At 48.5% G+C, this 12,900-nt stretch carries 13 protein-coding genes; all 13 read right to left on the reverse strand.

What is annotated here, in order from left to right:
* Positions 1-15: 15 nt before the first annotated feature.
* The 13 genes from JNN12_01890 to JNN12_01950 all read right to left on the reverse strand — a co-directional run bounded on the left by JNN12_01890 (position 16) and on the right by JNN12_01950 (position 12,900).
* The gene (locus JNN12_01890; protein ID MBL7977062.1) at positions 16-927 is read right to left on the reverse strand and encodes a hypothetical protein; all 912 of its coding nucleotides are present in this window, start codon (positions 925-927) and stop codon (positions 16-18) included.
* 73 nt (positions 928-1,000) lie between these two features.
* A complete protein-coding gene (locus JNN12_01895; GenBank protein ID MBL7977063.1) occupies positions 1,001-1,918 on the reverse strand; it encodes a hypothetical protein in 918 nt (305 codons plus the stop codon).
* 7 nt (positions 1,919-1,925) lie between these two features.
* Positions 1,926-3,221: a DUF2169 domain-containing protein gene (locus JNN12_01900; GenBank protein MBL7977064.1), complete on the reverse strand. Its 1,296-nt coding sequence runs from the start codon at positions 3,219-3,221 to the stop codon at positions 1,926-1,928.
* Between the two features lies 1 nt (position 3,222).
* Positions 3,223-4,215: a DUF2169 domain-containing protein gene (locus tag JNN12_01905; protein ID MBL7977065.1), complete on the reverse strand. Its 993-nt coding sequence runs from the start codon at positions 4,213-4,215 to the stop codon at positions 3,223-3,225.
* Entirely contained in the window at positions 4,215-4,550 is a 336-nt protein-coding gene (locus tag JNN12_01910; protein ID MBL7977066.1) for a hypothetical protein, read from the reverse strand. The genes JNN12_01905 and JNN12_01910 overlap by 1 nt, the downstream gene beginning before the upstream one ends.
* A 12-nt stretch (positions 4,551-4,562) precedes the next feature.
* Positions 4,563-4,952 carry a hypothetical protein gene (locus JNN12_01915; GenBank protein ID MBL7977067.1) on the reverse strand — a complete coding sequence of 130 codons (390 nt, stop codon included), beginning with the start codon at positions 4,950-4,952 and terminating at the stop codon, positions 4,563-4,565.
* A 14-nt stretch (positions 4,953-4,966) separates the two neighbouring features.
* Positions 4,967-7,186 (reverse strand): type VI secretion system tip protein VgrG, encoded by a 2,220-nt coding sequence (tssI, locus tag JNN12_01920; GenBank protein ID MBL7977068.1) that lies wholly within the window; start codon positions 7,184-7,186, stop codon positions 4,967-4,969.
* A gap of 186 nt (positions 7,187-7,372) precedes the next feature.
* Positions 7,373-8,674 carry an alpha/beta hydrolase gene (locus tag JNN12_01925; protein MBL7977069.1) on the reverse strand — a complete coding sequence of 434 codons (1,302 nt, stop codon included), beginning with the start codon at positions 8,672-8,674 and terminating at the stop codon, positions 7,373-7,375.
* A 13-nt stretch (positions 8,675-8,687) separates the two neighbouring features.
* On the reverse strand, positions 8,688-9,545 hold the full coding sequence (locus JNN12_01930; protein ID MBL7977070.1) for a hypothetical protein: 858 nt from the start codon (positions 9,543-9,545) through the stop codon (positions 8,688-8,690).
* A gap of 23 nt (positions 9,546-9,568) precedes the next feature.
* Positions 9,569-10,456 carry a hypothetical protein gene (locus tag JNN12_01935; GenBank protein MBL7977071.1) on the reverse strand — a complete coding sequence of 296 codons (888 nt, stop codon included), beginning with the start codon at positions 10,454-10,456 and terminating at the stop codon, positions 9,569-9,571.
* Positions 10,453-10,920, reverse strand: a complete 468-nt coding sequence (locus tag JNN12_01940) for a DcrB-related protein (GenBank protein ID MBL7977072.1) — start codon at positions 10,918-10,920, stop codon at positions 10,453-10,455. Before JNN12_01940 ends, JNN12_01935 begins: the two co-directional genes overlap by 4 nt.
* A 3-nt stretch (positions 10,921-10,923) precedes the next feature.
* The gene (locus tag JNN12_01945; GenBank protein MBL7977073.1) at positions 10,924-11,706 is read right to left on the reverse strand and encodes a hypothetical protein; all 783 of its coding nucleotides are present in this window, start codon (positions 11,704-11,706) and stop codon (positions 10,924-10,926) included.
* A 3-nt stretch (positions 11,707-11,709) separates the two neighbouring features.
* A complete protein-coding gene (locus JNN12_01950) occupies positions 11,710-12,900 on the reverse strand; it encodes a hypothetical protein (protein ID MBL7977074.1) in 1,191 nt (396 codons plus the stop codon).

Consider the following 12,900-nt stretch of genomic DNA (forward strand, 5'->3'; position numbering starts at 1 on the left):
CAACGAATGGTGGACTTATTCCCAAATATTGGGGCGCCTGCCCACTTGGTTGGGTGGTGGATTGCCCACTTGGTTACCCATTTCCCCGAATGCTGCACCAACTCCTGCCGGAGCGGTGACAACCCCCACATCGGTGAGCATACGTCGCCTTGCCTTATCTTCGGCACTATCGGGGCTTCCAGTCCAGTTTTGCAAGGCATTGTTGATGTGACCTAAGGTGGCTCCCAATACGCCTTCCAGTACTTTGGTGGCCACGGCTTCGGATGCCCCAAGTCGTCGGGCCAAGGCTGGTGCAACCCGTCCTGCAACCCGCGAGAAAAATCTGGAACCTGTCAGGAAGTCTCCAATTTTAGAACCAATGGCAGCCGCAAGCGCATCACCCACCATACCGATGACACCAGCCGCTAGATCTGCTAAGGTAAAACCGACAAAACGGGTCGTTGGCAGACAAAAAACCGTCCCAATCGGCAATACAAAACCCACACCAGCGGCATCTTGGCATTGTTGCACCATCATCATGCCGGGAGGGGCAGAAATGGCAATCGGGCCGGATTGGCCAATGTTGATTGCGCCCATAGTAGCCTTTTCTTGAACCCCAAACGAGGGCAAGAAGTGCTTCGTGGATGAACCTAACATCACCGTGATGGTCTCGATGGGTGGAATGGCCCATGTGGCGATGTGTGGGATAAGCATCCCTTTGTCGTTGCCGTGCAGCGTATCGCTAAAGCATAGACCCGTATGCACGCGACCGATTGTGAACTTGCCCAACAGCAATTCGCCTACCGGTACTCCTGGTGGAATAATGACGACCCATGGATAAACGGGCATGGGAACAGGAGGCGCAGGCGGCGGATTGATGAGCGTCGCCTTGTGCATATCCATCGAGAATCCGCCTAAATTGGGGTGCTTCGTGGAGATTGCGGTCATAACGGAGAGATTTCATGATGTTTATTCAAAGAGCAAGGTGTGGTTTTGTCGTGTAGCGATGACGCGGCTATTCTCATTCCCAAATATTCGGGCGGCGGCCTCCTGTTTCGGACGACGACCCAACGGCATCCCCCAATTGCCCAAATAATAAGCCAATACTGATAGGATGCGTTGGGCTTGAAGCAATAATCGCATACCGCATCCAATCTGGGACGTATTCTGAAGACGCTATGTTTTGTAGAATCGTAAAATACGTACCCAATGCCAACGTGAAAAGCCCTTGAAGCGTATTGCTGGAAATATCCCTTGCCACGGTTTCGCCAATACGGAGCCGTCGCATGAGGGTTGGAGCAACTTGCCCCGAAATTCGGCCCGAAATACGGGTAAAAAACCTATTGCCAGTTAGGAATTTTCCAATCAGTGACCCAATGGCGGCGGCCAATAAATCTCCTATCATCCCGATTGCCCCAGCAAAAAAATCACTCCAAGTAAACCCGACTAAACGGGTGGCGGGGATACATAAGACAACGCCTGTTGGGGCTACCAAACCAACTCCCCCAATATCCTGACACTGTTGGACTTGCATGAACCCTACTGGCAACGATACAGCTATGGGAGCAGATTGTCCGATATTTAATGCGCCCATGGTGGCTTTCTCTTGAATCCCAAAAGAAGGCATAAAATACTTGGTTGAAGAACCGATTGTTGCTGTAATGGTTTCAATAGGTGGAATGGACCATAAGGCAATGTGTGGAATAAAGGGACCTTTGTCGTGCCCATATAAGGTGTCACTAAAGCATAATCCAGTATGTACACTAAGGATGGTATGTTTTCCCGTTAATAATTCTCCGATTGGCGCGCCTACTGAAATAGCCAGCCATGCGTAAGCCGGAGCCTTTAGAGGAGGTACAGGTGGTGGTGATAACAAGGTTGCCTCGTGAGTATCCGACGCAAAGCTGCCTAAATGAGGGTGTTTTGTAGAGATGAACATAATTTAGTTACGAAATGCGTTTAAAATGGACTTGAATACTTTCTGGAAGAGACTTTAGGAAGTCGGGATGCGGCGCTACGGGCATTGGGTAGCGTACCGACCATGTTTGGATGAGTTTCCGGTTTTCACTATCTAAATGGATTTTGGTGAGTTGAATGGACTTCACTTCGGGCAAAGTCAGACCTTTCAGCGGCAAAACCACCGGATATTCGTTAGGTAATACAACGCGAAATACGGGGTGTGCGGGATCAACACCGAGCAATTCTACGGTTTCGCTCCCGCGTAGCGGCCCAAACCACAGCCCAAGCGATGCCTGCCGACCGAGCATGGGATGGAGGATGTTGGCTATATCTGCGCCTGTGGCAAGCGCCACATTTCCCCGATAAAAGTCTGCGGGCAATATGTTGCGTTTTACTTCCGGTTGTGGGCCATTGGGATCAAATCCGGGCGGAGCAATGCCCATCATGGCATTAATCGGGAAGGTATAAGGGTCTAAATAATCGAAACCGACGGGTATGGGCTGTTTTTGCCAATGCGCCGGATTGCTAGTGATCAACCGTTCGGGGGTGAGGCGGTCATCGGGGCGCTCTAAGTGGGGTAGGGCGCGTCCGATGTGCCAATTGGGATGCGGAGCAACGGCATAGGCCATGCCAAAACGGTTTCTCGGATAGCGCAGGAGATAATTATTGTCTCCCCAGAGATGTTCGATGGCTGGTGCTACTTTTCGGTACTTATCGTCCGGAATATTCTTTTTCAGCTCCGATATATATTTTTCCTCATAGACCAAATCGGCCCCCCCATAGGCAAGCTCGTGCCGTAGCGGCAATGCTTCGAAGGGTTGTGGCGGCGTAAACACCACCCGATTGTGCATCACGTCCACTTGGCGATGGCCAAAAACCCATGCTTCGTGCGTATAATTACCCCATTTAATACCCACTTTCCATTCATGCGTTGGGCGGGGAGGCCGTGCAAAACCCTGAAGAATGACATCCGTTCCTGTTTTATGCCCGATCAGTTCCGGAAGTGATTTCCACGAAGGTTCCACCACGTCAGCAATTGGGTCGTGGAGTTGCCCCTCGGCATCCAACGGGATTTGCTCCTCGGCCACACGGGGAAGAGCATTGGGGAACAGGTCATACGTCTTTTTGATGACAATGGCCAGCGTACCGCCTTCTAATCCAGAAAGGTGCAGAGCGCCAATGGTTCCCAACTGTTTTTCTGGCGGTAGTGGCTTTTCCATCGCCTTTTGCATAGCTGCGGAGGCAGGTGTAGGTTTGGGTACTTTTATGGAGAGGCGTTGCATATCAGCGAGGTTTGGCGGGTTTTACCGGAAGGGGAGCCGTCCAATGGAGTTCGGCGGTGCGTTTCGTAAAGGCTTGCAGGAGATACCGAAAGTCTGCTCGATAGGTAGCCACCATCACTTTATGATCTGTCAGAAGGACGAGGCTACGCAGGATCAGCGGAAATCGGCTTCGTTTTTCGCCCATTATTAATCGGACAAACCCCGGATTGAGTGGGGGTGTGGGATAAAACTGATCACCTTGATGGTCAAAGCCAATGACGCGCAGCCACTCGCCCAAGTCAGCAGGGTCTAACCGCAATTCGGGAACAGCATCTTGCATAATGGTGGGCATCATGATCTGGGCCAATTCTTCGGGCTTAATTTGCCCCGTTTCGGCCAATTCTAACGGGCCAACGGGCTTAAACAAACAACCCGGAACGGGACGGTCTTCCCATTTTGTGACAAGGCCATCTGGTCGTTCCAAGTTAGGAAGCGGCTTGTTTAAGGCTTCTTCTGCCGAGAAATAAAACCCACGCCCGACAGGGTTGATCATATGTCCCACTTCTTGGCCGTTCATGCTGAGGGTTCCACCAAAGGCGTATTCATTACTGATGGGCATTTCGGTAAACGGACGTGGTGCCGAAGCTTTTAATCCAAACAGGTCTTTCAGCCAAAAACGATGGCCAAACATCCATCGAGCAACCAACGTGCGCTTGCTGCTTTGTACCCCAATAGGCATTTGGGTAAGTGGCTGTTGCTTGGGTGTTCGGGCATTTCCAAAGAGAAGCAGGTCGGTTTTTTGTTTACGGTAATCGGTATCTACATTAAGTGTAAGCCCTTGGAATTCAAAAGGTTCTTCAAAAACCGGCCACATTTCTTCGTCGGCAACTGGGACCAGCCACCCTTGGTTTAATCCGAAGGTGATCTTACACGTTACCGAGGCCAGGAGTTCTCGTTCGCCAAGTGCGCCTCGCGTAATGACGCTTGGAAAAGGAGTGGTGTTTACAAATTCCATTAGGACTCCAAATAATCCGGATGGCCGTGAAAAGGTATGTTTTTAAGGAGTTCGTGGCTATGCCAGAGGGTTGCCTCGCCGCTGTCCTTGGTCGTTCGTTTCTCGTAGTCTTCGTGCGCCGTCATGTTTTTTTCGGGGAAAAGCGCATTGGTGACTTCCTGATTAAAGTATTGTTTTTTAACACCTTGTATCACTTCATTTTCCAGTTTTTCCCATTTATCGGGTGGGGGAAGGACTCCTCGTTCGAGAGCAAACTGCATAAAAGAGGCCCTGAGATCCGATAGTTCGTGATCCAAAAAGAACAAAGCGGCCATATTGCGGGCTTCTGCAAGCATATACGGTTGGGTTTAACAATTCATCAAGATGCGCTCGCCGTCCACTTCCACATCGTCGTTGGCATAGAGCGAAAGATTACCGAGTTCTGCACGATGAAATTGTTGGCGTGCTGAAGTTGTGAAGTCCATCGAAACCGCTACATCCATTTCTCCATCGGAGGTGAGCGATAATTTTTTGCGGCCATGTAAGGCCAATTCCTCGGCCTCTAAACGCAGGTTGCTATCTGTTCGGATGCACAAATCGCCGCCTGTCACCTGTAAAACGGGCCCACTTTCGGTGACCACAATCGTGAGCGAGATGATGCCGTTCTTGCCCACGAATTGGAGCAAGGCTTCTGTTGGTTTTTCTTCGATGAGCAAGGCTTGTTCGCCGGGCAAAACAATTTTTTGTATGTCGTTCATGGTTGTGATTAAGATTAAGCGTTTTGTTTGATCATCGCACCCGAAATATCCACAATCGCACCTGCGGAGATTTTGATGCCTGTTGCCCCCAGTTCTATGGTATTTCCCATCGCTGTAAGTTTAATACCAGCGGGGCCCATTTCAATTGTAGAGCCGCTGGCAGTAAGTTTAATAGTCGGGAAACCTTCAATTTCTACCCCACTTCCCATCCCTTTGAGCGTCAGTTTACCACCTGTAGATTTAATATCCGCATTTGCCGTGGCTTGTACATCTAAGGTTTGGGTTTTGATCGTATGTTTGCCTGCTTCCGATAGTTCCCAGATTTCCCCGCTTACCGACCGAAGTTCCACTTTATTGGCAGCAGACTGGATCACCAGCTTGTTGTTTAAGGCTTGGTCTGCCAGTACAATGAGGTTGTTCTGATCGTCTAACGTGAGGTGATGGCCAGCTTTGGTAGAGAGTCGGATTTTCTTGGCTGGGTCTTCCATTTTGAGTTCATGACCGTATTTGGTTTGAACGGCGATGCCCTCTCTTCGGTCATCCAAACGGATCACATTTTCTCCTGTAGATTGCAATTGAATGAACTTATCCTGATCACTGAGGTGGAAAATGTGCTTATCCGTTGTTCTCATTTCTATATAATTCTCCTTGTCGTGCATCACCAATTTGTTTTCTTCTTTGGTGACCAACTCCACTTTTTCACCACCATCGGTCATGTTCAGCACATGGTTATTCGAGGTTTTTAGCCGGATGGCGGTTTCGGCATCGTCCATCAACAATTCGTTGTGGGCATGGGTGCGGAGGATATTTTGTTTTTGATTTTGCGATGTGACAGGCGTGGTATTATTGGCATTTGGGACTGTTCCAAGCGCAATGGGTCGGTTAGGATCTCCTTCCAAGCATGCAAAAACCATTTCGGTGCGTTCGTGGTGGGGGAAGTGGAAACCATAACCTGAGCCGGAATAAGGCTGGGTCATCCGGATGGGCAAGGTGGCATCACCGTTTGGGGCTATTTGTTGCGAGCGTTGGTCAAAGTGCATCCGAGCATGATAACGGCCTTTGTCGTCTATATAGTTGCCCTGATGATGCTCCATGGTTGCCGTTAGGATGCCGTCCATTCGAGGAATGTGGGTTTTGCGTTCTGGACGGAAGGGCAGGCTGAACAATACGCTATCAAATTCATTGACGTATTCTTCCCCCTGTTGCGAGGATAGTGCTGTGTGACGGTGGCGCTGATCGCCTTTGTGAAGTACGTGGGTGAGTAAATAACTAGTATTGCGGTCATCCCGAAAATGTTGCCTCATTCCGAAAATATAACCCACACGGAAAGCCCGGCAGTCTCCACGTCCAGAGAACATCAGTTGTCGGCAAGCAATTTCCTGTGCTCGTCGTTGCGCCAATTGGTCTGAAACCGTGGCATCTGGCACATTTGCGCCATATTCTACCGCAACGCCTTCCATCTGACTCACGGTGGTGGTTCCGGGGGAAAGCAAGTCTGTAGTAGGGGTGTCATAGTTAAAATCATCCACATAGTATTTCCCCGTAACCATTCGTCCACGCGTCAGGAAGTCGCGGATGATTTCGGTGCCTGTCTCATCTTGCATTCCACCTTCGTTATGGTATGGGATATCGTCATCCAATGCCACAAAAGGGCAAAACGCGCTATCGTCGGCAATCACCCATTTATCGGTATCGCCTTCATGATCGAAGTAGAAAAAAATGCCTTCGTGTTCCAATATCCGTTTTAAAAAGTCCAATTCGCTTTCTTGGTACATCACCACATATTCTTTGCGAGGATATTGTCCGAAGTGGGATTCGAATTCAAAATCCACACCGGCTCGTAAGTTGTACCGGCGGGTGAGTAAGTCTTCGATAATTTCTCGCACCGATTTGTCTTGATAGATATAATTTCCCCTGCTGAGGGATAGCTTCCAGATTTTGGGAACCATCGTCACGCGGTAAACACATTGTTCCACCACAAATTCGTCCTGAAAAAACTCGCTAACGATGCCATGATGTTTTACCTCTTCTCCATTTCGTAGGATGGTAAGGGTACAAGATTGCATCACCACATCCGCAAAATCAATGGCATGGTCATCGGAAAGAAGATGAATAGTGAATTCAAATAAGTCTGAAATGGTCTCTTCACCCTCGAAGTGTGTAACATGCCAATGGTCTTCGGAGATGGCAGCCGTTCGGAAGGTGAATTGCGTTTCGTGTGCACGTGGTGGCATAGAATTGGCAGTTTTTAGAGGTTCTGTCGGTTGTGTAGCAAATTTCTTCCGTGTCAAACGGGTGTCGGAAGAAAGGCCGGATGTAGGCTTCGTTGAAGCAAAGCGGTTACGGAGCCTTACTGTACCTAAGATAACGCTAAGAGGTGTGAATTGGGGATCAAGGGTACTTATTTTTATTCCCCATACTCAGCCTGTATTGGGTGGTGGATTTGGGTTGCCGGCGGTGTTTCGTGCAGCATATTCTCGGGCGATAATATCAATAAATTCAAGGGTTTTGGTAATAATTCCACCGTTATTGGGGGCCGCGCCATGTTCTACATTGGCAACGATGTGTTCTCGGTTTTTGGGTAGCTTGACACCATTTAAAAGATACCCCAACTGGCTCAATAAGGGTACAGTGGCATCGCTTGTATTGGCCTTTCCTACTTCGTAGGAATTCTGTATAATCCCAATGTCATAGGTTAGTGTGGTGGTTCCACTTAACCCAGAAGAGGCAATATTATAGGTTCTTTTGTGAAAAATAGTTTGTATGGCGGCATGGAATTTTTCGGCGTTAGAGATATTATTGCCGATATTCGTGATGATGGGGGCATAGGCTTGGTCTTTCAATAGGTCGTCGTGAACCAAGCGATATGGACCGCTGGCGGCGCCATACTTTTCTGTATAGATGTTCGCTCCGCTATATGGGGTGGTGGTTTCAGTTTTTTTAAGGCCAGACATTTTCCAAATCCGCTCTTTGAGCCAGTTCGCTTTGGTGTATTTGTTGTTTGGTAACAATTGGAAAGCGCCTGTCATTGCGGAAAGTACATATGTTTGACGAAAAGCCGTAATACCTGCAATAGCCTTTAGGTCCGAGTCGTCGGTTCCTGCTTTAAAGGCGGCATATAGTTTCGGTCCGCCATGGACGGGTTGTGTGATGTGGATCACGGCTTCCACTTTGCTATCGCCAAATTGTTGCAGGTATGAGCGGGCCACTAAGCCACCCATACTGTGGGTGATTAGTATTACTTTTTCCGCCCCTGTTTCTTTCGCCAATACCTCACCAATACGTGTTTTCAGGGCCTTGGCAGAATCTGCATTAGACTTACGCCAATCATAGCCGCAACCATATACATTCGAAATACTCCCTCTGCTTTTGTCGTTTGCGGCTTTGTGGAGGGACTCGATCATGCTTCCGTAAAACTTCCAACTTATCCCGCCCCACCATTGGCTAGCGGTAAGTCCATTGGCGGTTTCGTGACTATCGTCTGGATCAATATCGGCGGGATGCACAGGATTCATATACCGCGCATTGGTTGTATAGGAAGAAGTAACCCATTTTTTTACCATGTAACTGGTGGAGTCCGGATTCCATCGCACATCACTACCATCGCTCGCCACGCCTCGGATGATGATGCGCGAACCCATAATCCCCGGTAAAAAGATGATGGGCAGGCGATACCGGACAGTTGCTTCTAACGTTTTTCCGGTGGCGGGTGTATCTGCCATAAATATAGATGATTTAAGGGGTTATCGGAGAAAAGTGTACATCTGGAAGGGACGCGAAGGCTTCTTTTGGGCCTGTTGCACACATCGTAAAACCCGTTTTCTGTGTTGGTCTGAAAGCGGCGAAGTGACATAAAAACGGTATTGCAGCTTCCCAATAATGCACTTTTGCTTGAAAACCGTTTATAGAATTACTCGGCCAATGGCCATAGTCGGTGGTTTGTGACTTGTTTTCCAATAAGCCGCTCATCCTTACCAAAAAATCGTCCACTTTTTCTTTAGCGGTTTCTTCGTACGCCTGTTCATCCGCTTTGATTTCCAGTTCTACGTCAGGGCTTTGTGTTGAACCAAAAGTATAGGTGGTCTGGTCTGCCCATCCGTCGGGTAGGGTACAGGTCAGTCCGAAGCCAGAAAAAGTGTTTTGTGTAGCCGAAGTGCGGTGTTCGGTAGCGGGAATAAAGGGCGCTGGTACAAGCGATTGTAGGGTTTGGTTCCATACTTCCCGGACGGTTTGTGCCTGCTCGAATGTGCCAACGAGGGCAAGCCGTGCAAAACTCTGGCCGAGGTGTAGAAAAAAAATATCAGTAAACCGAGTACTAACTCCATGCTGTGCACTATACGTAACACGGTGTGCCGTTCTGCCGAGTAGCGACAATTCGGCAGATTGAAAAATGCGGCATTGTGGCTCTTGCTGAATTCGCTGGTTCCAGAAAGCAACAAAAGCCGTAAAAGTGGGTTGAGGTGGGAAGAATTGAATCTGAAATGAAGGTGATGGCGGGTCTAAACTTGGCGAAAAGACAAAAACACCCGGTTTAAACACAAAACCATCTGGTATTTCACTTTGTACCTTAAAAAAAGCAAATGTGGCGGGCATTGGGGTGTAGAATTAAGAGGAGGTTACGCAACAATAAGGGAGACTTCTTCAATCACCATCGCCTTGTTGGTGGGTTGGAAGGTAATCCGGATTTTACCCGGCGGAACGTTTTGTAAATGGGCCAAGCCTTCTGTATTGGTTTGGGTTTGCTTTTGGCTACCATCTGCAAAATGGAAAATACATTTCATGTTTTTTAAGACGTGCCCATATACATCTTTTACCGTTAGATACACTTCGTCCAAAAATTTGAGCGGGGGCGAATCTGCAAAAACATCTGCTACCGAGACCCGAAAAAACAAACTGGGTTGTTGATAGCCTTTGGGCGACTCGTCTTTGGTAGGGATTTGTGCGGTGCTGCCATGATAATCAAACAGCCACTCCACTTCGGCACGTCCGCCTGTTACGCGGGTATGCAATGTGGTGAGGTGGTCGTGGGCATATAAGGCGTCTTGCTCGAATACCTTAAAGGCAACAGGTGCGCCGTCTGGCGGGCCTTGGATGGAGGCGGACATTTTAATAATGTTTTGCCGTTTTAATTCGCGTTGGCTCCAACGTAGATTGCTGATCTCCACCTTTGGTAACAGCCACATGGGGAGGGCACTGGCCTTTAGTCCCAGTTCCGGCAATGCTACATCGGCATATAATTTCAGGCGTGCCTCTGCCGGAATTTTAAATTCAAGGGAATGGTGATTTCCAAATATTTTGGTGGTAACCTCCCCGTGTTGCTTCCCGTCCTCGTCTTTGATCATTACCTTTAGTTCAGAGCCAATGCCCACAAACTGGGTGAAAATTTCCAGCATCGCCTTAGCCCCACAAATGCCAAAGGGTTGGCCCCAAGAAACTTGTTCGATGGAAGAGGGCAATTCTATGGGGTGTATTTTGTTCGCTTCTCCCTGATATTCTTTTTTCATGTGCCCGCCTCCATAGGTACAAAACTGAGCATCATCTTTTCGATTTCTGCCCCGATACTTTGGCGGGAATATTTATTCATGGAAGCAGTTAGTTTATAACCTTTTCCATTGTGTAGCACATACACCTGATCTTGCACCAACTGCACTTCATCGGCCGGAATCCAAGAATAGACGAGCCGAAAGGCCGCCATGCCATTAAAAAGCCTAATAAATTCTCGTTTTAGCACGGTACAAGATTTTAACATGGTTTCCAAGTCCACTGTTTGAATGTGAACATAGGTTTGTAAATCCGGTGCATTGGGAGTTGAATCAACTTGTATGGTAATGTTGTGCTGAATGTTGTCCAATATAGGCCCAGCGAGGATGTAAATCGTGGCATCTACCCAGTCTGAATAATGCTTCAGGGCAAATCCGTTTCCGCGAAATGTTTGAACCGTGCGGTTTGTGGTTGAGAACGTGGACATGGATTATTGGCGGTTTAAGGCAAGGGTCTTGCGGATTTCGGCGCGTTGTTCGGGCGAATACACGATGGGTGGTTTGGGTTTGGTGAAGCTGAATTGTAAATAACCAAGCCGAAGAATGGCGCCTGCGGCGATGTCGCAAGCCCGGAGGTAATGGGGAAAATCAGGGCGTGCATCCACGCCTATCCGTTCCATCGGTTCTTCATCATCCAATATTTCGGCCAATGGGCGAATCAGCCAAGCGGCATTTAGGTAAGGAATATAGCGTAGCCAGCGTTGGCGGTCGCGTCCTCTGGTTTGTGGCATTTCTTGAGAGGCCCATCGGATGGCTTCAGAATTTCCCATGCGTGCAAGGGCGATCACAAAGGCTTCTTTTACCAAAGGCAAGGTTTCTTTGTACGACCGATTGCGTAGTTCATTGGGATCGGTATTGGGAAGTCTCCCTAATAATAAAGCCGTTTGTTGCCGGATGTATTCATGGGAATTGGTATCTAGAACCTTCCATAAAAAAGGAACCAAACTGGGCATCGGCATTTTAGACAAATGGCCCATTCCCAAATTACGGATCTGCTCCTTTGCATCGTATAGGGCTGTAAATTGTGCTTTTAGGTTTTCATTCCCGCCCAATTCATCCAGACAGACAAGTGCCAACTCGCGCACCGACACCTCGACGTGTTTTGTTAGTTCCACAAGTTCTGGAATCAACTCTTCCCTATTTGCTTGTGGCAAATACAATTGAACCGAGAAGTCTTTCTCTAAAACTGCTGCAATAAAGTCTTGCGTATCCATAATTTAAGGAGTTGTGGGAGCCGTACCAAGGTTTGTTAGGTTGCCATATAAGGTTGTAGGGGTTCCCGCTTGGGTCCTTGCTCTTCGGGCCTGATCGTCTTCAGTCAGTTGGGCAAGGTCTTTTAGGCAAAGCATACAACCCCTTCTGGCAGATCCATTAAACATGCCATATCCGACATCATCAATACGGGCGGTATAGTTTTGACCCGTTGCGGGGGATGTTCCGAACATTGAATTATAGTTGTGCATAAGGTTACGACGCGACCATGTATCTGCGCGGGCATTGGGAGCTTGTACATTCTCCGGATGCCATAATGCCAAAAAATGTCCAATTTCATGTGCCAGATCATTCGCCCAATACATGAGGTCTCGACTGATAGAAGGGCTGGAATCTGCCAAAAAAATAGAAGGCCGGTTGATCCCATTGGAGGCATACGCATTGGTACTAAATCCAAATCCTAAAAATTCAAGACCGCTGGCTCCGGAGATATTAAAACGAGAAACACAATAGACATTAATCGTATTCCGTACCCATCTGGTTTGGATGATCTGGTTAAAGTCGGCAGTGGTCGCTACCGTACCCGCAGTGGCAAGGTTTACCGTCATTCTATGTGCTGCCGAAAGGGTATTGGGGAAATTGAACACAATTCCGGCGGGCTTCCAAATATCATTTACCATGCGCATGACCGCCGGAAAATCTATGACAGAACCAACACCCGTTGTATTCGTGGTAGAGGTAATGGTCACCAAATGAGGCGTTACGTTTACCGTCACCGGATCCCATACCCAAACACCCAGTTCATGAATAATCGGGCCGATTGCCGAGCCGAACCGAACTTTAACCCGTGCCCCCTGAGGATTTCCGCCATCCAACCCGCGAATACGGACTATATGGGTGGATGAACCTGAAAGTTGGCCCGTAGGTCGGACAATACGGATCACAGCGGTGTCTTCCGTGGTGATAAACAAAGGCGCATCGTTAGAAATGTTTTCACGGCGCAGGCGGATTTCCACCTCTTCGTCTTTTAACACACCCACTACAGGGCCGTGTATTCCGGATGGATTGGTGGCTACATACCCCCGATCATCAATATCAGGACGGCGTGCACTCGGATTTCCCGTAGTGGCGCGCTCAAACCGTACCGGAACGATTCGGTAAGGGATGGTTGTTTTTAATTCTTTAATAATGGCCAT

The sequence above is a fragment of the Bacteroidetes Order II. bacterium genome, from assembly GCA_016788705.1.
Lineage (GTDB): Bacteria > Bacteroidota > Rhodothermia > Rhodothermales > UBA2364 > UBA2364.